This is a genomic window from Nocardia sp. NPDC101769 (genome assembly GCF_044766925.1).
In the GTDB taxonomy this organism is placed as follows: domain Bacteria; phylum Actinomycetota; class Actinomycetes; order Mycobacteriales; family Mycobacteriaceae; genus Nocardia.
In genome coordinates, this window is record NZ_JBIWMX010000003.1 from 1 (window position 1) to 23319 (window position 23319).

A 23319-nucleotide genomic window follows, 5' to 3' on the forward strand; every position below is an offset into this window, starting at 1 on the left:
TCGCGGAGGCGGCCGTGGTCGGCGCGTCCGACGAGACCACCGGCCAGGGCATCGTGGCATTCGTGATCCTCACCGCCGAGGCCACCGACACCGGCGCGGATCTGATCACCGAACTCAAGGCCGAGGTCTCCCGCGAGATCTCCCCCATCGCCCGCCCGCGCGAGATCCACGTGGTGCCGGAGCTGCCGAAGACGCGCTCGGGCAAGATCATGCGCCGCCTGCTGCGCGATGTCGCCGAGGGCCGCGAACTCGGCGACACCTCAACCCTGGTGGACCCCAACGTGTTCGAGTCCATCCGCGCCGGCAAGGCGTAAACCGACAGACCGGCGAGCGGCCCCCTGATCACCGATCAGGGGGCCGCTACGGGTGTGGGGTGGTCAAGAAGTTCCGGGCAAACCGTTAGAATTGCGCAAAAGGTGTGCCGGGAAGTCTGGTCGGCATGCGGTTGTGTCGTCGGTCCCTGGAGTGGTGTCGCACGCCGCTTTTTCGTCGACCGACCGGAAGGCTGCACCGTGATCACTCATGTCCGTTCCGAGCTGGCCCGCTATCTGAGAACCGAAACCTTCGGCGGCGCACTACTTCTCATCGCCGCCGCCGCAGCGCTCATCTGGGTCAATTCGCCGTGGGGCGCGAGCTACACGACCGTGGTCGACACCAAGCTCGCCATTCCCGCCCTCCACCTCGACCTCACGCTGGCCGACTGGACCAAGGACGGCCTGCTGGCCATCTTCTTCTTCGTGGCCGGGCTGGAGCTCAAGCGGGAGCTGGTGGTCGGTGAACTCGCCGACCGCAAACGCGCCACCCTGCCCATCGTGGCCGCCCTCGGCGGTGTGGTGCTACCCGCGCTCATCGCCACCGCCGTCGGCTGGGGCGCACCGGGCATGGACCGCGGCTGGGCCATCCCGGTCGCCACCGATATCGCCTTCGCGCTGGCCGTGCTCGCCATGACCGGATCGCGGATTCCGGCCAGCGCCCGGGTGTTCCTGCTCAGCCTGGCCGTGGTGGACGACCTGATCGCCATCATCCTGATCGCGGTCCTGTTCACCACCACCCTGAAGATGCTGTGGCTGCTGGTGGCCGTGCTGTGCCTGGCCTGCTGGGCGCTGGCCCAGCGCTTCCGCCTCGGCAGCCCGTTCATCTACGTCCCGCTGGCCCTGATCGCCTGGTACTCCCTGCATGAGGCCGGAATTCACGCCACCCTCGCGGGCGTGGCCTGCGGCCTGCTCACCCGGGTGCGCCCGGATCCGGGCGAGGACGAGCACTCCGTGCCCGCGGCCCGGCTCGAGCATTTCTTCCAGCCCATCTCCGCCGCACTGTGCGTACCGTTGTTCGCGCTGTTCGCCTCGGGCGTTCCGCTGGATGCGAGCGTGCTGTCGAAGCTGTTCACCGACCGGCTGGCGCTGGCCATCATCCTGGGTCTACTGGTCGGCAAGACGATCGGCATCTTCGGATCCAGTTGGCTCGCCGTACGGTTGGGGATCGCGGAACGACCCGGTGATCTCGGTTATCGGGACATGTTCGCCCTGTCGGTACTGGGCGCGATCGGCTTCACCGTTAGCCTCTTGGTGGCAGAACTGGCCTTGGAAGACGTCGGCGACGGGTCGGCGGCAGAACTCGCGAAAGCGGCGGTGTTGCTCACGTCTTTGGCGGCTTCCCTGGCGGGTTCGGCGCTACTGTTGCGTCGGGGCCGTGCCCACCAGGCACGGCGTGACGAGCGGGCACCGCAAAATCAAGAGTGACACCGGACAGTACTACCGGGACATGGAGAAGGGTCGAGCAATTGAGCTTCACACAGGGCGGTAACGGCTACGACGGGAACCGCACCCGCACCGTCACTTCGATTCCGCTGTCCGATGTCGACGCCCATCAGTCGGCCACCTTCGGCACCTTGGTCCGCGACGCGACCGAGCAGATGTCTACCCTGGTGCGCGCCGAGGTGGAGCTCGCCAAGGCCGAGGTGACCGGTGAGATCAAGAAGGGCCTGCAGGGCAGCGTCTTCTTCATCCTGGCGCTGACCATCCTGCTGTTCAGCTCCTTCTTCTTTTTCTTCTTCCTCGCCGAACTGCTCAACATCTGGCTGTATCGCTGGGCCGCGTTCCTGGTGGTGTTCCTGCTGATGATCGCTGCGGTGGCGGCCTTCGCGCTGCTGGGCTACCTGAAGGTGCGCAAGCTGCGCGCCCCGGAGAAGACCATCGAGTCCCTCAAGGAGGCGAAGAGCGTGCTGCCCAGCGGTTTCGGCCACACCGGCACGGAGACGGCCGAGGTCTCCGTCGAACTCGACAAGCCCCGGACCTAGACCTTCGATTACGCTCCATCGGCGTGTCGTCGAATTCGCATCCGGATCCGTCCGCAGTCCGCTATGACGGGCCGTGGACCCATCGGGACGTGCATGCCAACGGCATTCGCTTCCACGTGGTCGAGGCCGTGCCCGCCGGGACGGCCTACGCGGACCCGGACATGCCGCTGGTCGTGCTGTTGCACGGCTTCGGCGACTTCTGGTGGTCCTGGCGCCACCAGCTGACCGGGCTGGCCGCGCGCGGGTTCCGCACGGTGGCGGTGGACCTGCGCGGCTACGGCGACACCGACAAGCCGCCGCGCGGCTACGACGGCTGGACCCTCGCCGGTGATGTCGCGGGCCTGATCCGCGCGCTGGGCCACACCGAGGCGACCCTGGTCGGGCACGCCGAGGGCGGCCTGGTGTGCTGGGCCACCGCCGTGCTGCACCCGCGGCTGGTGCGGTCCATCGCGCTGATCAGCTCCCCGCATCCGGTGGCGCTGAAACGGGCGGTGCTGCGCGACAAGCCGCAGCGCTCGGCCTGGCTGCCGGACTTCCTGCGCTATCAGGTGCCGCGCGTGCCCGAGGCCCGGCTCACCCGCGACGACGGCATCGAGATCGAACTACTGCTCCGCGACCGGGTGGGCGAACGCTGGTCGGCCACCGAGGAATTCACCGACACCGCCCGCCGCATGCGCACCGCCATCCGCATCCCCGGCGCGGCGCACTGTGCGCTGGAATATCAGCGCTGGGCCTTCCGCAGCCAATGGCGGCCCGACGGCCGGCGCTTCATGGCGGCCATGAGTGAACCGGTGCTGATGCCCACGCTGGCCCTCTACGGCGACCGCGACCGGTACATCCTGCCGGGCACCATCCGCCGCGGCCAGCAGCTCTCACCGCAGCGCCGGGTGGTGGCCATCCCGGACGCGGGTCATTATGCGCACCAGGAGAATCCGGAGCCGGTGACCGCGGAGATCGCCAAACTGCTGGCCTGACCAGGCTCACCAATCCGGAAAACGGCCCCGGCGAATCATGTTCGCCTGAGCCGTTTTCCGTTTTGCCGGGATCAGCTCAGTACACAGCTGCCGGTGCCGACCGCCGCCGATTGACTTGCCGCCGAGCTCAGTTCGGGCCGTACCTCGTCGAGGGTGAGCACGTATCCGGTGTCGTCGTCGGTGACCGCCGCGCCGAACACCACGCCCAGGATCCGGCCGTCGGTGTCCACCAGCGGGCCGCCGGAGTTACCGGCCCGAACCTGGCCGCGAATGGTGTAGACCTCACGCTTGACGTCGGCGTCGCGGTAGATGTTGGGACCCTTCAGGTTCAGTGTCTCGCGCACGCGGGCCGCACTGGCGGTGTAGCGCCCGCCGCCCGGGTAGCCGAGCACGATGGAGCTCTCCCCCGAGGCGGCGTCGGCCGGAGCCAGGTCCAGCGGCTGCGCGTTCAGGCCCGGCACCGCGAGGATCGCCACGTCCTTGGACGAGTCGAACAGCACGACGGTGGCGGGCAGTGACCCGCGCGCGGTGTCCACGCTGACATTGTTGGTGCCCGCGACCACGTGGGCGTTGGTCATGATGCGCTGCGGGGCCACCACGAAGCCCGAACCCTCCAGCTGCCGTTGGCAACTGGGCGCGATGCCGCGGATGCGCAGCACGCTGCCCTGCAGTTGCTGGGCCACCGGCAGCTGCAGCACGCTGGGATCGGGCGGTTCCACGGCGGTGATCGGGACGTGCCCGAACGGGCCGATGACATCCGGCAGCCCGGAGGTGTTGAGCAGGTTCGAGAAGTCGGTCGGCACCCGCCGCAGCCAGTCCGGCGCGACATGGTCGACATTGCGCAGCACCTGGGAGTTGGTGACCGCGGCCGCGATTCCAGGCTGCGAGGAGTTGGTCAGCGGCAGCGCCAGCAGCCACGCGGTGGCCAGCACCGCCACCGCCTGCAGGCCCGCGCCCACCACGCTGTCCACGCTGCGGGTGAACGGATCCCGCATGCCGCCGCGCGCGGCCCGCCCGAGCACCATGCCCGCGACCTCGCCGACGATCACCAGCGCCACGATGAGCAGCACGCCCACCAGCACCCGGGTACGGCCCTCGTTCAGGTGCTTCAGGATGTGCGGCGCGATCAGAATGCCCGCGACCGCACCGAGAATCACGCCTAGGAAGGCCAGCGCCGAAGCGACCGCGCCCTGCCGCCACCCGGAGGTGGCGGCCAGCAGCGCCAGAATGATGATGCCGAGGTCGAGCCAGCCCGAGGCGCTCATAATGTCATCCCTACCGCGGCCAATGCGGCCTGCAGATCACGTACGTCGTGATGGTCCCATTCACGTTCCCACCCGGACACCGCCAGCAATCCGGCGAGCACCCCGGCGGTGAACCCCCACACCAGCATTCCGTCCACGGTGAACGCCGGGCCCACATAGCCCAGTGGGTGGCGCACCACGAAACGGTTGGCCGGATCGATGAGCTCCGACAGCGGCACCCGTGCCACGCGGGCGGCCTCCGTCTCGCTCACCACCCCCACCTCGCCGGGGGTGCGCCAATAGGCGACCACCGGCGTCACATCGAACCGCGATGGCGGCACGAAGATCTTGGGCAGCACCGCGATCGGCTCCACGCCGGCGGGGTCGAGGCCTGTCTCCTCGCGCGCCTCGCGCAGTGCGGTGCTGATCGGGCCGTCGTCCTGCGGCTCCACCCCGCCGCCCGGGAACGCCACCTGGCCGCTGTGCTGGCGCAGGGTGGCGGCACGCTGGGTGAGCAGCACGTCGGCATCGGCCGGAAGCCCGCCCGGCGCAGTCGGATCCGGCTCGGGGGAGCCGCCGAAGAGCACCAGCACCGACGCCTCCCGGGCCCGGGTCGTCGCGGCGGCGAAGCGCCGCATGGTGCTACGGCGCAGCACCGGGTTCACGCCGGTGGGATCGGCCGGGTCGTGCTCCGCCACCCCGCGCAGCCACTCCGGAATGCCATTCGCAGACGGCTCGAGTCTCATCACCACACCCTTGTCGAAAGATCCACTCGTCCCGCCCTCACGCCCTGACCCCCAATTCGGCCGCGACGGTGGCGGAAATGTCCTCGACGCTGGTGAACGGGCGCACCACGACTTTCGCAACGGTGCCATCGGCGCGCAACAGCACCGAGATCGGCAGCACGGCGGGCGCGCCGACGGCGGTGCGGACCCTGGCATTCGGATCCCCGACCCCGGGCAGGTGGATGCCAAGTCCGCTCAGCCGCGACAGCGCCTTGGCGGTCCCCTGATCGGTGTGCACGGTCAGCACCGTGAGCGCGTTCCCGGCCTGCTGCGAGAACTGTTGCAGCAGCGGCAGTTCCTCCGCGCACGGACCGCACCAGTAGGCCCACAGATTGAGCAGCGCGGGCCTACCGGCCAGCGCTGCGACCAGATCCACCGGCCGGCCGTCGGCCAGGCAGTCCAGTGTGATGCCGCGCAGCGGGCTGTCGCCGACGGGCGCGCCGGTGGGCACGGGACAGGCGGCCAGCGCCGCCGCGGCCCGATCCGATTCGGCGACAGCCGGTTCGGCGGGCCCGGTGGCCGTCGTCGAGCCGGTCGCGGCACTCTTGTCGTCGGTGTGGGTGAACTGCGGCCACAAAGCGACCGCCACCGCCACGGCGACGATCACCGCCGCCAGCGCCCACCGCCACCTGGTATTGCCCCGCGCCGTCTCGGCGCTCACAGGCCGACCAGTTCGAGAAGATGCTCGGTCTCCGGACCCTTCACCAGCTTGGCGGCCTCGGTCGGATCGGTCGGCCCCTCGCCGAAGGACGGGCAGTCGTTGGCCAGCAGGCACGCGCCGCATGCGGGCTTGCGCGCATGGCAGACGCGGCGGCCGTGGAAGATCACCCGGTGCGAGAGCATGGTCCAGTCGCGGCGCTCGATCAGCTCACCGACGGCGTGCTCGATCTTGACCGGATCCTCCTCCGCGGTCCAGCCCCAGCGCCGCACCAGCCGCCCGAAATGGGTGTCGACGGTGATGCCCGGGACATCGAAGGCATTGCCGAGGATGACGTTCGCGGTCTTGCGCCCGATGCCGGGCAGGGTGACCAGTTCGCCGAGGGTGCCCGGCAGTTCACCGTCGAAACGCTCGACCAGTTCCTGGCCCAGCCCGATGAGGGAATTGGCCTTGTTGCGGTAGAAGCCGGTGGGCCGGATGTACTCCTCCAGCTCGGCCCGATTCGCTTCGGCGTAATCGCGTGCGCCGCGGTACTTCGCGAACAGCGCGGGTGTGGTGAGGTTCACCCGCACGTCGGTGCACTGCGCGGAAAGAATTGTGGCGACCGCCAATTCGAGGGGCGTGGTGAAATCCAGCTCACAGTGCGCGTCGGGGAACTCGAGGGTCATTTCCCGGTACATGCGCCGAGCCCGCCGAACCAGGCCGATCCGAGTCTCTTTGTCGCGCTTGCGCGCTTTGGCCGGACGCGAAAACCGTGGCGCATCCGAGACATCGACCGGAGCCCCGTCAAGGGGCGCTTGAACGCCCGAATTATCCGGGTCTGCCCCGCTCACGGCCGCGTTGGATTCAGAGACACGCACGCCCCCACCTTACGGAACCACCCCTGCCCCACAACCGGGCTGAGTATCCGCCGTGTTCCATCTGAGACCTTCGGCGTGTTTACTGCTGCCTATGCAAGGACTCGCTGTGGTGCTGTTTCCGATAGCGCTGATGCTGTTCGCGTTGGTGATGGAACGGGTCGAGAATCGACTCCGCAAGCTTCTCGAACCAGACCCGGAGGTCCAGCAGTATCTCGATCGAGCCACGAATGCCGAGGTCAGTGATCTGACCAAGCTGGGTTTGCCGGCTGCGGCGGCGCGTCCGCGGCGCGCCCGGCCCGCGGCCAAGGGAATGGACGTCGCACAGGCCAGCTGATCCGCGCGGGTCGGTGGTCGAGTGGTCCGGAGGCTTTCGGCTCCGGACCACTTTTTACGATCTTCATGACGCCGGTCTCACGGCGTGTCGTAGATTACTTGTGAAGCGTGTCGCGAAACCGTCGCTGTGTGTCGCGTACCGGGGCTCCGCGTGTCTGAGAATGAGCTCGGCGCGTGGTGTCTATCACTACCCGGCGGTATTGCAAAGTAGACTGCACTGTCGGCCGAGTCGTTTCGGTCCAGGACAGAGCCATTTCCCAAAGGAGCACATTCGTGGACGAGGCCCTCGCCAGAGCAGGCATCTTCCAAGGCGTCGAGCCCACCGCGGTGGCCGCTCTCGCCAAGCAGCTGCAGCCCGTTGACTTCCCGCGCGGTCACGTCATCTTCAACGAGGGCGAACCCGGCGACCGGTTGTACATCATCACCTCGGGCAAGGTGAAGATCGGCCGCCGCTCCCCCGACGGTCGTGAGAACCTGCTGACGATCATGGGCCCGTCGGACATGTTCGGCGAGCTCTCGATCTTCGACCCGGGCCCGCGCACCTCGACGGCCACCACCGTCACCGAGGTCCGCGCGGTCACCATGGACCGGGACGCCCTCAAGGCGTGGATCGATCAGCGACCCGAGATCGCCGAGCAGCTGCTGCGGGTGCTCGCCCGTCGCCTGCGCCGCACCAACAACAACCTGGCCGACCTGATCTTCACCGATGTTCCGGGTCGTGTCGCCAAGGCGCTGCTGCAGCTGGCCCAGCGCTTCGGCACCCAGGAGGCGGGCGCGCTGCGCGTGACCCACGACCTCACCCAGGAGGAGATCGCCCAGCTGGTCGGCGCCTCCCGCGAGACCGTGAACAAGGCGCTCGCCGACTTCGCGCACCGCGGCTGGCTGCGGCTCGAGGGCAAGAGCGTGCTGATCTCCGACTCGGAGAGACTGGCTCGCCGCGCTCGCTGAGCGGCGACAATTACACACGCGAGGCCATATACGCGAGGCGCGTCGCCACCCCCGTAGCGGTGGTGACGCGGCTCGACGTGTGAAGGGGCCGAACTTTTTGGACTCTCGGGGGCTTCGCCCCTGAAACCCCTATCCCTGCGAACGCAGATACGCCAACTGCGCTTCGACCGAACTGTGCGCGGCCGGCCAGAGGCTCCTGTCCACATCGGCGTAGACCTCGGCGACGATCTGCAACGCTTCGGCCTTGGGGCCCAGCTTCTCCAGGGCGGCGCGGACCTGGTTCAGGCGCTCCTCACGGTGGGCGATGTAGTAGCGGATGACCGGTTCGGCGTCGGCGTGATCGGGACCGTGGGCCGGGAGCAGGGTGCGGCCGGGAGCGACCGAAACGAGCCGGTTCAGGGAGTCCAGATAGGCCGCCAGCGCGCCATCCCAGGATTCCAGGACGGTCGTACCACTTCCGAGGACGGTGTCACCGGTGAGCAGCGCCTGCTCACCGTCCGGGCCGTCGAGCAGGAAGCTGAGCGAGTCCTCGGTGTGCCCCGCGGTGGCGAGCACCGTGATGCGCAGCCCGGCGACCTCGATGACCTCACCGTCGGTCAGGTCGGTACCGGTACCGCGCAGGAACTCGGAGTCCTTGGCGCGCACCGGGGTACCGGTGGCCTCGACCAGGTGGTCGATGCCGCCGGTGTGGTCGTGATGCTTGTGGGTGATGAGGGTGAGAGCGATGTTCCCACCGGTCTCGCGCACCAGATTCGCGGTGTGCGCGCGATCCTTCGGCCCCGGGTCCACCACCACGTATTCCGTGGCGCCGGGGGCGCGCAGCAGCCAGGTGTTGGTGCCCTGCAACGTCATTCCGCTGGGATTGTCGGCCAGCACGACGGCGGCGGACGGAGTCACCTGCCGCAGTTGCCCGTACGCGGGGTGAGTGAGCGTCATTGTTTCGTCCTAATGCACCGAGCGTGATGCGTCCAGGGTTGAACGCATCACGCTTTCGACTGTGCCCCAAGCATTTCGGGGCTATCGCACCTCGGCGATGAGTTCCACCTCGACCGGGGTGTTCAGGGGCAGCTCGTTGACGCCGACAGCGGAACGGGCGTGCACCCCGGCCTCGCCGAGCACCGCACCGAGCAGCTCGGACGCGCCGTTGATGACCAGCGGCTGGCTGTTGAAGCCGGACGCGGAGGCCACGAAGCCGACGACCTTGACGATGCGCACGACATTGTCGAGGCCGACCAGATCATGCACGACCGCAAGGGCGTTGAGGGCGGCCAGCCTGGCCATCTCCGCGCCCTGCTCGACGGTGACCTCGGCGCCGAGCTTGCCGGTCAGCGGCAGCTCGCCGTTCACGAATGGCAACTGGCCGGAGGTGTAGACGTAGTTGCCGGACCGGACGCCGGGCACGTACACCGCGACCGGCTTCGGGGCCGGCGGCAGTTCGAGCCCGAGCTCCTTCAGGTTCTCGGCCCAGGACATCAGCTCTTCGCCCGCTTCAGGTAGGCGACATGCTGTTCGCCGGTGGGTCCGGGCAGCACCGTGACGAGTTCCCATCCGTCGGAACCCCACTGGTCCAGAATGGCCTTGGTGGCATGGGTCAACAGGGGCACCGTCGCGTACTCCCACACGGTCACATCACTCATGCGCTGAGACTAGCCCCGGCCAGGTTCCCGCAGTGCTGCGCCCCGTCTGCCTCCGCTTCGCTCCGGCTGTTCGCGGCCGAGGCCGCAGGTCTATGGAGCCGGTACCTCGACCTTCCCTCCTCCGCTCCTCCGCTTCGCTCGCCCGCTCCGTCGGTCCAGGCCTAGGCGGGCCGCGAACTCGGAGTGGTGTATCAGACAGTTTGTCGCGCCTCTGGGCAGGATTTGGGAACGAGTTATAGGCTCGCGAGCGTGGGAGTACCGATAGCAGTGCCCGTTTCGGTTGAGCCGGGGGTCGAAGCAGGTTGGCCGGAGCGGGCGGACAAGGCCCGCCTGCACTACGTTTCCGGGAAGGGGGGCACCGGGAAGTCGACCGTCGCCGGGGCGCTCGCACTGGCACTGGCCGCCGGGGGGCGCCGGGTGCTGCTGGTCGAGGTCGAGGGCAGACAGTCGATTGCCCAGCTGTTCGATCTCCCGCCCTTGCCGCCCACCGAGACTCGCATCGCCACCGCGGACGGCGGTGGCGAGGTGATGGCGCTGGCCCTCGACGTCGAGCACGCCTTCCTCGAGTACCTCGACATGTTCTACAACCTCGGCTTCGCCGGTCGCGCCATGCGCCGGGTGGGCGCGATCGAGTTCGTCACCACCATCGCGCCGGGCCTGCGCGACGTGATCCTCACCGGCAAGATCAAGGAATGCGCGGTGCGCGCCGACAAGTCCGGCAAGCCCGCCTACGACGAGATCGTCATCGACGCGCCCCCGACCGGCCGCATCGCCAGCTTCCTGGACGTCACCCAGGCCATGGCCGAGATCGCCGGCGGCGGTCCCATCGCCTCGCAGGCCGAGGGCGTGTCCAAGCTGCTGCACTCCGAGCAGACCATGATCCACCTGGTCACGCTGCTGGAAGCGCTGCCGGTGCAGGAAACCACCGACGCCGTCGCCGAACTCACCGCCAACGACCTGAATATCGGCACGGTCATCGTGAATCGGGCGAGCGAGGGCTACCTGCCGCGCTCGGTGCGCGAACAGGCCGCGCAGGGCACGGTCGACATCGACGCCCTGCGGGCCGGGCTGACCGAGGCCGGGATCAGCCTGTCCGAGACCGATTTCGAGGGCCTGGTCGCCGAGACCGTGGAGCATTCCGCACGGCTGGCCGCCCAGGACGAGAGCGCCGCGGAGCTGGCCCAGCTCGACATCTCGCGGCTGTACCTGCCGTCGCTGACCGACGGCATGGATCTGGGCGGGCTCTACGAGCTGGCCGAAGTCTTGAGCGCGCAGGGGGTTCGCTAGTCATGGTCGTACCGGCAGGCACTGTGCCCCTGGACATTTCGAAGATCCTCGCGGATCCGTCGGCTCGCATCGTGGTGTGCTGCGGCTCCGGCGGCGTCGGCAAGACCACCACGGCCGCGGCCCTCGCGCTGCGCGCCGCCGAGTCCGGCCGCAAGGTCGTCGTCCTCACCATCGACCCGGCGCGACGGCTGGCCCAGTCGCTTGGCGTGAGCGATCTCGGAAACGTCCCGCAGAAGGTCGAACTCGGGCCCGAGGCCGAGGGCGAGCTGTTCGCCATGATGCTGAACATGCGCCGCACCTTCGACGACATGGTGCTGGAGCACACCAGCCCGGACAAGGCCGAACAGATCTTCGCCAACCCGATCTACCAGACCGTCGCGTCCTCCTTCGGTGGCACCCAGGAGTACATGGCGATGGAGAAGCTCGGGCAGCTGGCATCCAAGCGGGAGTGGGACCTGATCGTGGTCGACACCCCACCCTCCCGCAATGCCCTGGACTTCCTGGACGCGCCGAAACGGCTGGGCAACTTCCTCAACGGCAAGATGATCCGGGTCATCATGGCCCCGGGCCGCGGGGTCGGGAAGTTCGTGGCGGGCGCCATGAGCCTGGCACTGCGCGGCGTGTCGACCATCGTCGGCGGTCAATTGCTCAAAGACGCCAGTGTCTTCTTGCAGTCACTGGAGTCCATGTTCGGCGGCTTCCAGGATCGCGCGGACCGCACCTACGCCATGCTGTCGCGGCCGGGCACCCACTTCCTGGTGGTGGCCGCGGCCGAGCCGGACGCACTGCGCGAGGCGAGCTTCTTCGTCGATCGCCTCTCGACCGACCGGATGCCGCTGGCCGGCCTGGTACTGAACCGGACGCACCCGGTGCTGAGCGGCCTGTCCGCGGAGGAGGCGCAGGTCGCCGCGGATCGGCTCGCGCCGGAGCCCGCGACCAACGGCGCGACGCCGGAACCCGAGGCGGAGACCCCGGAGGCCCTGGCCGCCGCGGTGCTGCGCATTCACGCCCACCGGGCCGCCACCGCCAAGCGGGAACAGCATCTGCTGCACCGCTTCACGGGCGCGCACCCGAGCGTCCCGATCGTGGCCGTCACCGCGCTGCCGTTCGAGGTCGCCGACCTGGAAGCGCTGCGTGTGGTGGGTGACCAGCTGGTCGAGCCCGGCGTGAAGTCCGCCTGAGAGTTAGGCAGTTCGACCCTTTGGTTTGAAATGCCCGATCCGACCCCGGACACGGATCGAGCCCGCTTTCGCGGGCTCGATCCGTTCTGCTTATAGGGGGGATCTGGGTAAGGGATACTCGCTTACATTGCTACCTTCTGTGATCGCTGGACGCGGAAGAAGTCCGCCCAACTCGTCACCTCCGGATGCTGCTTGAGCAGCGCGCGGCGCTGCCGCTCGGTCATGCCGCCCCACACTCCGAACTCGACACGGTTGTCCAGGGCATCCGCCCCGCACTCCATCAGCACCGGGCAGTGCCGGCAGATGGTTGCCGCTTTGCGCTGCGCTGCGCCACGCACGAACAGCTGGTCGGGATCCACTTCCTTGCATCGGGCCTGGGAAACCCAGGCGATTCTCGCTTCGGCCTGCTCCACGTCCAATCGAGCGATCGGGGTAGTCATGTGCATTTGGTGTGCCCCTTTGCAGTCCGAACACCGGGTCACGGCGCTCCAGAATCGCGAGTGCAGCGCGCAGTTACCCAACCCCACTGCGTTCTGCACCACATTCCACTTTGAGTGTTAGCTCTATCACACTGGGTTCTCAATCTAGGTAAAGGTGTGCGGCCTGCGCAAGACCGTCCCGAGATTTTCTGGTACGTCCGTCCACGCATTCGTTGCATGGAACCGGGCAGTCCGTCTCTTTCAGGACGAATGAACACCCCGCCCGGGCGAACACCGAGTGTCCGGAAGGCCAATTAGGCTAGGGCCCGTGCCGATCACACGAACGCTCTGGAGACTGGCAGGCGCGTGCGTCTTGGCCGCCGTGCTGCTCGCCGGTCTGCTGTTCCCGCTCGCCGGTGGCTTCGGGTTCATCTCCAACCGAGCCGCGGACGCCGTCGACAATGTCTCCGCCGAACTCGTCGAGGGCAGTGTGCCCGCCGTCTCGACCATGGTGGATGCGAATGGGACACCGTTCGCCTGGCTGTACGAGCAGCGCCGCTTCGAGGTCCCCAGCGAGAAGATCTCCAATGACATGAAGCTGTCCCTGGTCTCGGTGGAGGACAAGCGCTTCGCCGACCACCACGGTGTGGACTGGCAGGGCACCTTCCGCGCCTTCCTGACCAACACGTCGGGCGGCCAGGTCTCACAGGGTGGCTCCACCATCGACCAGCAGTATGTGAAGAACTACCTGCTGCTGGTCGTGGCCAAGACCGACGCCGAGCGCCGGGCCGCCATCGAGACCACCCCCGCCCGCAAGATCCGCGAGATCCGGATGGCACTGACCCTGGACAAGCGGCTCACCAAGGACGAGATCCTCACCCGGTATCTCAATCTGGTGCCGTTCGGCAACGGCTCCTACGGCATCCAGGACGCCGCGCAGACCTACTTCGGCGTGGATGCCAAGGATCTGAACGTGGTGCAGTCGGCCATGCTCGCCGGCATGGTGCAGTCCAGCTCCAAGCTGAACCCGTACACCAACGCCGCGGGTGTGCTGGAGCGCCGGAACACCGTGCTGGACACGCTGATCCAGAACGTTCCCAACCGCGCCGACGAATACCGCAAGGCCAAGGAATTGCCCCTCGGCGTGCTGCCCGAGCCCAAGGGTCTGCCGCGCGGTTGCATCGCGGCCAATGACCGCGGCTTCTTCTGCGACTACGCGATGCAATACCTGAACAACGCCGGCATCAGCCGCGATCAGCTCGAGAAGGGCGGCTACCTGATCCGCACCACGCTGGATCCGGCGGTCCAGGACCAGGTGCGCGACTCGCTGGCCGCCAACACCAACCCGACCCTGGACGACATCGCCGAGGTCATGAATATCGTGGCGCCCGGCCAGGATTCGCATCCGGTGCTGGCCATGGGCTCGAGCCGCGTCTACGGCCTGGACGCCAACGCGCATCAGACCGTGCAGCCGCAGCCGTACTCGATGGTCGGTGACGGCGCGGGCTCGATCTTCAAGATCTTCACCACGGCCGCGGCCATGGAGAAGGGCCTGGGCATCAATGCCACGCTGGATGTCCCGTCGTTCTTCTCGGCCAAGGGCATGGGTAATTCAGGGACGCCGGGCTGCCCGCCGGAGACCTACTGCGTGAAGAACGCGGGCAACTACGCGGGCTCGATGTCGGTGACGCAGGCGCTGGCGACCTCGCCGAACACGGCCTTCGTCAAGCTGATCCAGGCCGTCGGGGTGCAGCCGACAGTCGATATGGCGGTCCGCCTGGGCATGCGTTCCTACACCCAGCCCGGCACCTCCGGCCATGGCAACCAGAGCCTGGCCGACATGGTCAAGGACCAGAACCTGGGTTCGTTCACCCTGGGCCCCGTGGCGATCAACCCCCTCGAACTATCGAATGTGGCTGCCACACTGGCCTCCAGCGGCAAGTGGTGCCCGCCCACCCCGATCAAGGAGGTGGTGGACCGCAACGGCAAGCAGGTGCCGCTGACCCAGCAGGCCTGTGAGCAGGTGGTGGATCCGGGCCTGGCCAACACCCTCGCCAATGCCCTGAGCCAGGACGTGGTGAGCGGTACCGGTGCCGGTTCGGCGCACTCGGTGGGCTGGAACGTCCCGACCTCGGCCAAGACGGGCACCACCGAGACCCACCGGTCCTCGGCCTTCCTGGCCTTCACCAACTCCTTCGCCGGGGCCAGCTACATCTACGGCGACAGCCCGACGCCGGGCGAGATCTGCTCGTTCCCGCTGCGCAGCTGCGGCAGCGGAAACCTGTACGGCGGTAATGAACCCGCTAAAACCTATCTGGGCGCGATGAAGAACGTGCTCGACCGGTTCCCGCCGGCGGCGCTGCCGCCGCTGGACGACAAGTACGTTCGCGGATCGAACAATTCGCAGATCCCGGATGTGATCGGCATGTCCCAGGCGGAGGCCACCTCCACCCTGGTCGGGGCGGGCTTCCAGGTGTCGGTGACGACGCAGCCGGGCGCGAACAAGGGGACGGTCATGAACGTCTCGCCCAACGGGTCGGCCATCCCGGGCTCGGTGATCACGCTCTACGTGAGCGACGGCAGTCAGATCCCGGCGCCGGCGCCGAACGCGCCGCCCGCGGTGCCGGGCTTGCCGAGCATCCCCCTCCCGCAACTGCCGCCGATCCCGATTCCCATCCCGATCCCGCGGTAAGCGAAGGAAAGGCCCGGAGTGATTCACTCACTCCGGGCCTTTCGTATTAATAAGACAGCGTCAGAGTCGCGCCTTCACGGCGGCCGAGATACGCGACCCGTCCGCGCGGCCCGAAGCGAGCGCCGTCGCGGCCTTCATGACCTGACCCATCTGCTTCATCCCCGGCCGCTCCCCCAGCTGCTCGGCGATGGCGGCGATGGCGGTGTCGGCGATGTCGCCCACCTCGGCATCGGTGAGCTGAGTCGGCAGGTACTCGTCGATGATCGATTCCTCGGCGCGCTCGTTGGCGGCCAGTTCGCCACGCCCGGCCTGCTCGTAGACGACGGCGGCCTCATTGCGCTTCTTCGCCTCCTTCTGCAGGACTGCGATGATCTCCGCGTCGGAAAGCTCACGGGCCTCGGGCCCGGCGACCTCCGCGTTCTGAACCGCGGACAGCAGCATCCGCAGGGTGGCCAGCCGCAGCGTGTCCTTGCTCTTCATCGCGGTGGTCATATCCGACCGCAGCTTGGATTTGAGTTCCGACATGAGCGACACGGTACGAGGGACTTCTATCGTGGTCCAGCTCATTTGACTCGATGTTTCTCCGCCGGGTCGCCTATTCTGGGCAAATGCCCGTCTTCTCGACCTCCGCACTCAGCCGTGCCGCACTCGGAGCCGCCGGGGCCGCGGTCGCCGGAATCGGATACGCGACGCTCATCGAGCGCAATGCCTTCACGCTGCGTGAGGCGACGCTACCGGTGCTGGAACCGGGCAAGCCCTCCCTACGGGTGCTGCACATCAGCGACCTGCACATGATGCCCGGGCAGCAGTTGAAGCAGGCCTGGCTGCGGGAGCTGGACCGGCTGGAGCCGGATCTGGTGGTGAACACCGGGGACAACCTCTCGCACCAGAAGTCGGTGCCCGCGGTGGTGCAGTCGCTGGGCGGATTGCTCGCGCGCCCCGGCATTTTCGTGTTCGGCTCCAACGATTACTTCGCGCCGGTGCCGAAGAACCCGCTCAAGTACTTCAAGAAGGACCACAAGCGGGTCTACGGCGATCCGCTGCCCTGGCAGGATCTGCGGGCCGCGTTCACCGAGCGGGGCTGGCTGGATCTGACGCATGTGCGCCGCGATATCGAGGTCGCCGGGGTGCGTATCTCGACCGCGGGCGTGGACGACCCGCATCTGCAGCGGGACCGTTACGACACCGTGGCGGGTTCCCCGAATCCGCTGGCGGACTTGAGCATCGGGCTCACCCACTCGCCGGAGCCGCGGGTACTGGACCGGTTCGCGGCCGACGGCTACGACCTGGTGATGGCGGGCCACACCCACGGTGGGCAACTGTGCCTGCCGGGCTTCGGCGCCCTGGTGACCAACTGCGGGATCGACCGGGCCCGGGTGAAGGGCGCCTCGCGCTGGGGCGCGCACACCCGGCTGCACGTGTCGGCGGGTCTGGGGACCTCGCCCTGGGCTCCGTACCGGTTCTGCTGCCGCCCGGAGGCGACGCTGTTGACGCTGGTCGGCGCGCCGCCGAAGAAGCCGGTCGCCGAGTCGGGGCGGGGTCGCACCGCGTCGTCGGAGGCTGTCGCGCGGTGAGCGCCCGCCGCGATATACAGCGCGGTATGTAGTCGTCAGTCAGGGGGCAACCGTGACCAGCGGAAACGACCACAGCAACGAGCCCGGCCGTCCGGAACCGGATCCGGACTGGTGGCAGGGTGTGCCCGGACAGGGTCAGACCTGGCAGCAGCCGCCGCAGCCGGGTTATGGCGCGCCGCAACCCAATCCGGGCTGGCAGCAGCCCGGCTACGGGCAGCCACAGCCGACGACCCCCCTCACCGGCGGTCCGTACGGCCAGCCCTATCCGCCCGGACCGGCCCGGTACCCGGCGGGCCCCACCGGGTACCCGCAGACGCAGGCGTTCGGCGCGCCGCAGGGTTATGGCCAGCCTCCCGGCTATCCCCCGCCGCCCGGTGGCGGCAAGGGCCGGGTGTGGCTGTTCGCCGGTGTCGGCGTGCTGGTGCTGGCGATCATCGTCGCGGTGGTGGTCGTGGCGCTGGTGCACCGGAACTCGAACGACGCCTCGGCCAAGTCGAACACCACACCGTCGCTGATCAGCGCGCTCACCTCGACCGCGGCCAAGCCCACCCAGTCGGGCCGGCCGACGACCACCAGGACCACCGGCCCGAAGGTGACCAGCACGCCCGCCGCGGTGATCCCCGGGTACCAGGTGGTCACGATCCCGGATAACGGTGCGGCATACGACATTCCGCAGAATTGGAAGGTGGACGGCACCGGGCAGAGCGCCTTCGGCAGCGGCGCGGACAGCATTCCGGTGGCCGGGCTGGCGCAGGACGGCATCGAGTACTGCCCGAAGTACGTGCGCACCAACATCTTTCTGACCCAGTCCGACGAGACGGATCCGGCGAGGGCGGCGGCCGACATCGGCACTCGGATGGGCCGTATCGGCTGGTCCACGTCGACGGGTGCGACGCCCGGTGCGGCGGAGTCGTTCCAGTCGTCGGACGGGCAGCTGCAGGGCGTCTACATGGAGACCAAGGGCACTGCCCCGGCTCCGGCGGCGGGCTGTGCCTCGACGTATTCGGTCTACACCTTCGCCTTCCCCGGCGACAGCGGCGCTTTCGTGTTCACCATCGCCGCGGACACCGGAGTGGACCAGTCCGTGGACGCGACCCTAGCGAAGAAGATTCTCGCCAGCATCCGCCCGATCCAGTAGGCGGCACGACTCGTCAGACAGGGGGTCCGACGATGAGCGATGGAACCGACGGTCAGGACATCGATCCCGAGAAGACGACGTCCAGCGGGGACTGGTGGCAAGGGCCGGTACACGAACGGCCCCGGCCCAGCCCGCCGCCGTATCCCCATCCGAGCCCGAATCCCTATGCCTCCGGGCCGAATCCGATCCCGGGCCCGGTGCCGCGGCCGGGCCCGTACCAGTCGGGGCCCAACCCCTACCAATCCTCGCCCTATCGGTCCGGGCCGAATCCCGTTCCGCCGAACGCGAATTCGCACAACACCGGCCCGTCGCCCTTCGCCACCGCGCAACCGGGCGGCTTCGCACCCCCGCCGGGCGGCAATCGCGGGCAGGTGTGGCTGCTGGCGGGCGTAGGCGCGCTCGTGGTGGCGGTCGTGGCCGTCGTGGCGATCGTGATCGTGACGCGCGATTCCGGCACGGGCCCCACCCCGACCGCCGCCAAGCCCACCTCGATCACCGGCACGGCCGCCACCACGCCGCGCACCACCACGGCCCCGGCGTCCACCCTGACTCCCCAGATTCCCGGCTATCAGGTCGACGTGCCCAAGGACCTGAAGGCCGCGTGGGACATCCCCAGCGACTGGACGACCGATCTGACCGCCACCACCTACGGGAACGGCACCGACAGCATTCCCGCGGCCGGCTTCGCGCAGGAGGGCTCGGACTACTGCCCGAGCAATGTACGTACCACCATGTTCCTGTCCACCTCGGATATCTCGGACGCGACCGCGGCGGCCACCGATGTGGGTGCGCACGCCGCCCGCATCGGCTACACCACCAAGACCTCGCTCGCCGCGGGCACCGCGCAACCCCTCGACACCAGCGACGGCCAGCTGCACGGCACCTTCCTGGAGACCAGCGGCGGCTTCACCGCTCCCGCGGGGTGCGCCACCGGCTATTCGATCTACACCTTCGCCCTCAGCGTGGGCGCCGGCAAGGGTTCGCTGGTGCTGGTGATTCTCGCCGACACGGGCGTGGATCGCTCGGTCACGGCTGATTTCGCCCGTAAGCTGTTCGCCACCTTTCGCCTGCTTTAGAGCACCTGACCAGCCGATTTAACACCTGGACGGCGGGTGCGCTAAGCTACTGCAGGTTCGCTTCACGGGGTGTGGCGCAGCTTGGTAGCGCGCTTCGTTCGGGACGAAGAGGTCGCAGGTTCAAATCCTGTCACCCCGACTGTGTGGTTGAGACACAGCGAGGGCCCTGACCATTTCAGTTGGTCGGGGCCTTCCTCGTATCTGCGGCCAGGTCACCGCGATTCCCGTCTGATCCCCGGTCTTTGGTCACCGATTTGGTCACACCGACGCTCCGGAGTCGTCCTCCCTCCGCTGAGGGCGGCCAGTATGAGGAAGGTGGAAGAGGACTAGGCCGGGCACCGGATCGAGCGATATGCGGCAATGTAGTGCGTTCTCGACCCCCTGCGGTTGGCGCGGTCACGCAGGGGGCGGACGTTGCGGTGGATCTGTTACTGCGAAGGTGGCGGTGCTGGCGTCAGGACACCACCCAGCGTGATTGTCATGAGTTCGCTGATGCGCGATATTTTCGGGACGTCGGAAAGCGGCGAACATGCCGCCCACGAGACGGGCGGTGGTGGGCGTTCTGGTTGGCAAGGCCGGTTTCGGCGACAGACCTCGGGGACCGCACGCCGGCGCGGGGGGTGGGTCGCACGGGTGACCAGCTGGCTGCTGGTGGTGGTAGTACTCGGGATCGTGGTGCCGGTTGGGCAATTGCTCGTGCTCGTACCGATTTCCTGGACACATCCGCTGTTGAAGGTTTTGGCGGTGCGGGGGATCGTCATCGTCGTCGGCAATCTGCGTGACCTGCTGCGCGTCAGTCCGGCAGCCAGTGCAACTCGCGTGCCAGGGTTTTGGCGACGGTGCGGATGCGGCGGTGTAGTGGTGACTGTACGCGCGGGAGGACCAGGTGGATCGTCAAGGTGGGTACGCCCCGCAGCGGTCGCCACGTGAGACCGGCCGGTTGTGTCGTGACCGCGACTTCACCGGCCGGGGCGAGGGTGAACCCGTCGCGTAGGTCACGCTGAGACATGTCGAAAGAGACTGCGGGCGTGAGGAATCGGGGGTTCGGCCGGGTGTCGCGGAACAGTGCGGACAGCTGATCGTGGATCACGGGGTTGGCCGTGCGGTCGGGCAGTCGCAGCGGATACGCGGCCGCATCGGCGATCTCGATCTCCGGGTGTTCGGCCAGCGGATGATGCTGTGCCAATTGGACCCCGACGCGCACGCGCCGCAGCAGGAACCGGCGCACGCCACGACCCGGCTGTTCACCGCGGGTGATCCCCGCATCGATGCGGCCGTCGGCGACCGCGGGGGAGATCTCCGGTGTCGCCATGAGGACCGCGCCGACCTCGAGTCCGGGGCTGCTGCGAATCAGCTCGTCCACCAGGGCCGGTGCCGTCTCGGCCCCAGTGCTGATGCTGTATCCGATGCGCAGCGTGCCCAGTTCACCGGCCCCCGCATTCCGGGCGGTGTCCCATGCCCGGTCCAGCGCCGCCAGCGCGGGCGGCGCGGACTCCGCCAAGGCCGCACCGGCCGTGGTCAATACGACGCTACGCGTGTTACGAACCAGCAGGCTCGTACCGAGTTCCGCCTCCAATCGGCGCATCCGGGCACTGAGTGCGGGCTGCGCGATACCGATCCGTGCGGCCGCGCGGGTGAAGTTCAACTCCTGCGCCAGCACCAGAAAGTACCGCAGGCTCACCGTATCCGGCGCCACATGCCCTCCCTGCCGATTGATAACGATCCGTTCTGAGCCTATCGCGTCCCGGTCTTTCCCCCGACCACACATCAAGCCCTAACCTGCGCATATGACGATTCAACTGACCGCGGTACTGGACACCGCACTCACACACACCGGGAGGTAGTCATGCACAAGTTGGTAGTCCTGTATTCCAAGCCCGCCGACCCTGACCACTTCCGCGACTACTACGTGACCAACCACCTTCCACTGGTTATGAATTGGCCCGGCCTGCTTGCGTGGCGCTACAGCTTCGACGTAGCGGCGACCAACGGAGAAGCGCCGTATTTCGCGGTCTTCGAAGCCGACTTCGCCGACGCCGCCGCCATGGCCGCGGCACGGGCATCGCAGCACGGCCAGCGGGCGGCCGCCGATGTCGTCAACTACGCCACCGGCGGTGCGGTCGTCATCGACTATCCGGTGCAGGACGGCACCAGCTGAGGCAGGACGGCACGCTCCGGAACGCGTTCGGCCCGGCATCACCTTTCGAAGAACGGTCCAAGCGTTCCGAATCCAATAAAGAATTCTGACTGTCATCGGCATGAGCGGACACTCCGAGTGGTCACCGATTTGGTCACCGAACCCAGCGGAACAGCCCGAAACGTCCTGGACCCAGCTGCACAGCTGAGACGCACCAGTCGGTCACGAGCAGGCCGAACCACCGGAGCCATGACCATCTGAGATCAATGCCCGTTTCTTCGGGACGAAGAGGTCGCAGGTTCAAATCCCGTCACCCCGACTGTGTGGTTGAGACACAACTCGGCCCCCGGCTCTTTCGAGAGCCGAGGGGTTTTGTGTTTTCGGGACCCAGCGTGCTTCCGGGGTTGATTTTCAGTCGTCAGCCCGCGACCGGACGAAGGCGGGTGCCGCCCAGGCGATCCGCGTGGTCGGTGAGGATGGCGCGCAGGGCGGCGGCGGACGCCGCGTCCACGGGGGTGAGGACCGTGATGCTGTGGTCGGCCCCGTCGGGGCTGGTGAGGTTGTCGTAGCAGACCGTCAGGTCGCCCGCTTCGGGATGCCGGATGCGTTTGGTGCCGTGGCTGCGGTCCTGGACCGCATGGTCGTCCCACCAGGTGACGAATTCGGGGCTCTCCGTGCGCAATTCGCCGATCACCTCGCGCAGGCGCGGGTCGTCGGGGTGGCGGGCCAGGTTGCGGCGCAGGTTGCCGACGGTCTCGCGGGCCACCCGCTCCCAGTCCAGCTGGGTGGCGCGGGTGGCGGGGTCGAGCAGGGTCAGGCGGGCGACATTGATGCCGGGTCCGAAGCCCGGGCCGAAGAGCGCGGACGCGGCGGTATTGCGGGCCAGCACGTCGAGGCGGAAGTCGGACAGGTAGGCCGGGAGGGCCGGCAGGCCGTCGAGGATGGCGCGCAGTGACTCCGGCGGGTCGGCCGGTCGGCGGGTGGGCGGCTGGGCGCCGCGGGCGATGAGGTGCAGGTGCGCGCGCTCGGTATCGGTGAGCCGCAGCGCGTCGGCGAGGGCGTCGAGGATGGCGGCGCCGGGGGTTCCGACGCGGCCCTGTTCGAGGCGGATGTACCAGTCGACGCTGACCGCCGCGAGCTGCGCCACCTCCTGCCGTCGCAGGCCCGGAGTGCGCCGCTGCCCGACGTTCGGCAGCCCCGCCTGTTCGGGGGTCAGCCGCTCCCGCATGGCCCGCAGGAAGGCGCCCAGCTCCCTTCCCGATGCCGTAGTGTCCACGCTCACACTCCTTCTCACCGGAGCCCCGGCACCGCCCGGGCTCCCGGCCCTCAGCCTAAGGCGCGGCCGGGTGGCACGCGGGATACCAGGGTGCGGACGATCTCCCTGGCGGTACCGGATCTCGAGATTCTCTTCTTGTCATTCGAACGACGAGGAGAACCGCCATGAATCGCACCGCACGCATCGTTTCCACGACCTTCGCGGTGGCGGCCCTGTTGTCGGCCGCCGCCTGCGGCAGCGACCGGGATGCGTCCTCCGCGACCCCGAGCTCGAATCCGGCTCCGTCCGTTCAGGTTCGGGCCGTGGTCCCCGCGTCGGCCGCCCAGTTCACCGTCACCACCGGCGACGCCACGGCCGACAACGCCTTCCCGGCCGACTTCTACGCGGGCGCGTTCGGCTGCACGGCCGCCAATCACGCCCCGCGCCTGCACTGGTCCGGCGCTCCCGCCGGAGCGAAGAGCTTCGCGGTCACCATGTTCGATCCGGACGCCCCGACCGCGGCTGGCTTCTGGCACTGGATGAACTGGGACATCCCCGCTGCCGCAACCGATTTCACCGCGGGCACCGTGGGTGTGGCGGGGGTCAACGACGCGGGTGTCCCCGGCTACCTGGGGCCCTGCCCGCCCGCCGGCGACCGGCCGCACACCTATCAGATCTCCGTGCTGGCCCTGGACACCCCGACCCTGGACCTGCCCGCGGCGACCACCCCGACGGTCGCGTCCTTCTCGATGGGTTCGCACATCATCGGCGTGGCCCGGCTGTCGTTGACCGCGCAGCGACCCTGACCCCGGAACGCACGCCGGG

24 protein-coding genes, 1 tRNA gene and 1 pseudogene are annotated in these 23319 nt (G+C 68.2%); 15 read left to right on the forward strand and 11 right to left on the reverse strand.

Features of this window, described 5'->3' with window-relative positions:
• From ACIRRA_RS05975 to ACIRRA_RS05990, 4 genes and pseudogenes are all read left to right on the forward strand, one after another.
• Window positions 1-314: pseudogene (locus ACIRRA_RS05975) on the forward strand (acetyl-coenzyme A synthetase); the annotation flags it as partial.
• A gap of 198 nt (window positions 315-512) precedes the next feature.
• Window positions 513-1739 carry a Na+/H+ antiporter NhaA gene (gene nhaA / locus ACIRRA_RS05980; protein WP_402763726.1) on the forward strand — a complete coding sequence of 409 codons (1227 nt, stop codon included), beginning with the start codon at window positions 513-515 and terminating at the stop codon, window positions 1737-1739.
• A 41-nt stretch (window positions 1740-1780) separates the two neighbouring features.
• A complete protein-coding gene (locus ACIRRA_RS05985) occupies window positions 1781-2296 on the forward strand; it encodes a phage holin family protein (protein WP_402763728.1) in 516 nt (171 codons plus the stop codon).
• A 23-nt stretch (window positions 2297-2319) separates the two neighbouring features.
• Window positions 2320-3270: an alpha/beta fold hydrolase gene (locus tag ACIRRA_RS05990; protein ID WP_402763730.1), complete on the forward strand. Its 951-nt coding sequence runs from the start codon at window positions 2320-2322 to the stop codon at window positions 3268-3270.
• 71 nt (window positions 3271-3341) lie between these two features.
• Here ACIRRA_RS05990 and ACIRRA_RS05995 read toward each other — a convergent pair whose 3' ends face one another.
• From ACIRRA_RS05995 to nth, 4 genes are read right to left on the reverse strand one after another with little or no spacing between them, the layout of a single operon-like run.
• Window positions 3342-4535 (reverse strand): MarP family serine protease, encoded by a 1194-nt coding sequence (locus tag ACIRRA_RS05995; RefSeq protein ID WP_402763732.1) that lies wholly within the window; start codon window positions 4533-4535, stop codon window positions 3342-3344.
• Window positions 4532-5260 carry an NUDIX hydrolase gene (locus ACIRRA_RS06000; protein ID WP_402763734.1) on the reverse strand — a complete coding sequence of 243 codons (729 nt, stop codon included), beginning with the start codon at window positions 5258-5260 and terminating at the stop codon, window positions 4532-4534. The genes ACIRRA_RS05995 and ACIRRA_RS06000 overlap by 4 nt, the downstream gene beginning before the upstream one ends.
• Window positions 5261-5297: 37 nt before the next feature.
• Window positions 5298-5960: a TlpA family protein disulfide reductase gene (locus tag ACIRRA_RS06005; protein ID WP_402763736.1), complete on the reverse strand. Its 663-nt coding sequence runs from the start codon at window positions 5958-5960 to the stop codon at window positions 5298-5300.
• Window positions 5957-6637 carry an endonuclease III gene (gene nth, locus ACIRRA_RS06010; protein ID WP_402763738.1) on the reverse strand — a complete coding sequence of 227 codons (681 nt, stop codon included), beginning with the start codon at window positions 6635-6637 and terminating at the stop codon, window positions 5957-5959. The genes ACIRRA_RS06005 and nth overlap by 4 nt, the downstream gene beginning before the upstream one ends.
• A gap of 286 nt (window positions 6638-6923) precedes the next feature.
• Here nth and ACIRRA_RS06015 point away from each other — a divergent pair, with 286 nt between their 5' ends.
• Window positions 6924-7151, forward strand: coding sequence for a hypothetical protein (locus ACIRRA_RS06015; RefSeq protein ID WP_081986109.1), 228 nt, complete (start codon window positions 6924-6926; stop codon window positions 7149-7151).
• Between the two features lie 272 nt (window positions 7152-7423).
• Complete coding sequence (locus ACIRRA_RS06020) at window positions 7424-8098, forward strand: Crp/Fnr family transcriptional regulator (RefSeq protein ID WP_019044571.1); 675 nt, start codon at window positions 7424-7426, stop codon at window positions 8096-8098.
• A gap of 129 nt (window positions 8099-8227) precedes the next feature.
• Here ACIRRA_RS06020 and ACIRRA_RS06025 read toward each other — a convergent pair whose 3' ends face one another.
• The 3 genes from ACIRRA_RS06025 to ACIRRA_RS06035 all read right to left on the reverse strand — a co-directional run bounded on the left by ACIRRA_RS06025 (window position 8228) and on the right by ACIRRA_RS06035 (window position 9735).
• The gene (locus ACIRRA_RS06025; protein WP_402763741.1) at window positions 8228-9034 is read right to left on the reverse strand and encodes an MBL fold metallo-hydrolase; all 807 of its coding nucleotides are present in this window, start codon (window positions 9032-9034) and stop codon (window positions 8228-8230) included.
• A gap of 81 nt (window positions 9035-9115) precedes the next feature.
• Window positions 9116-9571, reverse strand: a complete 456-nt coding sequence (locus tag ACIRRA_RS06030) for a RidA family protein (RefSeq protein WP_379387686.1) — start codon at window positions 9569-9571, stop codon at window positions 9116-9118.
• Window positions 9571-9735 (reverse strand): DUF4177 domain-containing protein, encoded by a 165-nt coding sequence (locus ACIRRA_RS06035; RefSeq protein ID WP_085996654.1) that lies wholly within the window; start codon window positions 9733-9735, stop codon window positions 9571-9573. The genes ACIRRA_RS06030 and ACIRRA_RS06035 overlap by 1 nt, the downstream gene beginning before the upstream one ends.
• Before the next feature lie 267 nt (window positions 9736-10002).
• Here ACIRRA_RS06035 and ACIRRA_RS06040 point away from each other — a divergent pair, with 267 nt between their 5' ends.
• Complete coding sequence (locus ACIRRA_RS06040; protein WP_402763744.1) at window positions 10003-11022, forward strand: ArsA-related P-loop ATPase; 1020 nt, start codon at window positions 10003-10005, stop codon at window positions 11020-11022.
• A gap of 2 nt (window positions 11023-11024) precedes the next feature.
• Entirely contained in the window at window positions 11025-12203 is a 1179-nt protein-coding gene (locus ACIRRA_RS06045; protein WP_402763747.1) for an ArsA family ATPase, read from the forward strand.
• A gap of 122 nt (window positions 12204-12325) precedes the next feature.
• On the opposite strand, the gene ACIRRA_RS06050 is transcribed toward ACIRRA_RS06045, so the two are convergent.
• Window positions 12326-12649 (reverse strand): WhiB family transcriptional regulator, encoded by a 324-nt coding sequence (locus tag ACIRRA_RS06050; RefSeq protein ID WP_033089817.1) that lies wholly within the window; start codon window positions 12647-12649, stop codon window positions 12326-12328.
• A 301-nt stretch (window positions 12650-12950) separates the two neighbouring features.
• Between ACIRRA_RS06050 and ACIRRA_RS06055 the strand changes: the two genes are divergently transcribed.
• Complete coding sequence (locus tag ACIRRA_RS06055) at window positions 12951-15314, forward strand: penicillin-binding protein (RefSeq protein ID WP_402763751.1); 2364 nt, start codon at window positions 12951-12953, stop codon at window positions 15312-15314.
• Window positions 15315-15374: 60 nt separating this feature from the next.
• Here the strand turns inward: ACIRRA_RS06055 and ACIRRA_RS06060 are convergent, their stop codons facing one another.
• Entirely contained in the window at window positions 15375-15839 is a 465-nt protein-coding gene (locus ACIRRA_RS06060; protein WP_402763754.1) for a GatB/YqeY domain-containing protein, read from the reverse strand.
• Window positions 15840-15922: 83 nt separating this feature from the next.
• Here ACIRRA_RS06060 and ACIRRA_RS06065 point away from each other — a divergent pair, with 83 nt between their 5' ends.
• The 4 genes from ACIRRA_RS06065 (at window position 15923) to ACIRRA_RS06080 (ending at window position 19241) form a co-directional block, all read left to right on the forward strand.
• The gene (locus ACIRRA_RS06065) at window positions 15923-16888 is read left to right on the forward strand and encodes a metallophosphoesterase (protein ID WP_402763757.1); all 966 of its coding nucleotides are present in this window, start codon (window positions 15923-15925) and stop codon (window positions 16886-16888) included.
• 52 nt (window positions 16889-16940) lie between these two features.
• Entirely contained in the window at window positions 16941-18026 is a 1086-nt protein-coding gene (locus ACIRRA_RS06070; protein ID WP_402763760.1) for a hypothetical protein, read from the forward strand.
• Window positions 18027-18058: 32 nt separating this feature from the next.
• Window positions 18059-19102 carry a hypothetical protein gene (locus ACIRRA_RS06075; RefSeq protein WP_402763763.1) on the forward strand — a complete coding sequence of 348 codons (1044 nt, stop codon included), beginning with the start codon at window positions 18059-18061 and terminating at the stop codon, window positions 19100-19102.
• Window positions 19103-19167: 65 nt separating this feature from the next.
• Window positions 19168-19241: transfer RNA gene (locus tag ACIRRA_RS06080), tRNA-Pro, on the forward strand.
• A 654-nt stretch (window positions 19242-19895) separates the two neighbouring features.
• On the opposite strand, the gene ACIRRA_RS06085 is transcribed toward ACIRRA_RS06080, so the two are convergent.
• Window positions 19896-20798, reverse strand: a complete 903-nt coding sequence (locus tag ACIRRA_RS06085) for a LysR family transcriptional regulator (protein WP_402763766.1) — start codon at window positions 20796-20798, stop codon at window positions 19896-19898.
• A gap of 150 nt (window positions 20799-20948) precedes the next feature.
• On the opposite strand from ACIRRA_RS06085, the gene ACIRRA_RS06090 reads away from it, so the two are divergent.
• Window positions 20949-21260, forward strand: a complete 312-nt coding sequence (locus ACIRRA_RS06090) for an EthD family reductase (RefSeq protein ID WP_402763769.1) — start codon at window positions 20949-20951, stop codon at window positions 21258-21260.
• Between the two features lie 397 nt (window positions 21261-21657).
• Here the strand turns inward: ACIRRA_RS06090 and ACIRRA_RS06095 are convergent, their stop codons facing one another.
• On the reverse strand, window positions 21658-22515 hold the full coding sequence (locus tag ACIRRA_RS06095) for a helix-turn-helix transcriptional regulator (RefSeq protein WP_402763772.1): 858 nt from the start codon (window positions 22513-22515) through the stop codon (window positions 21658-21660).
• A 164-nt stretch (window positions 22516-22679) separates the two neighbouring features.
• On the opposite strand from ACIRRA_RS06095, the gene ACIRRA_RS06100 reads away from it, so the two are divergent.
• A complete protein-coding gene (locus tag ACIRRA_RS06100; RefSeq protein ID WP_402763775.1) occupies window positions 22680-23300 on the forward strand; it encodes a YbhB/YbcL family Raf kinase inhibitor-like protein in 621 nt (206 codons plus the stop codon).
• Window positions 23301-23319: the final 19 nt, after the last annotated feature.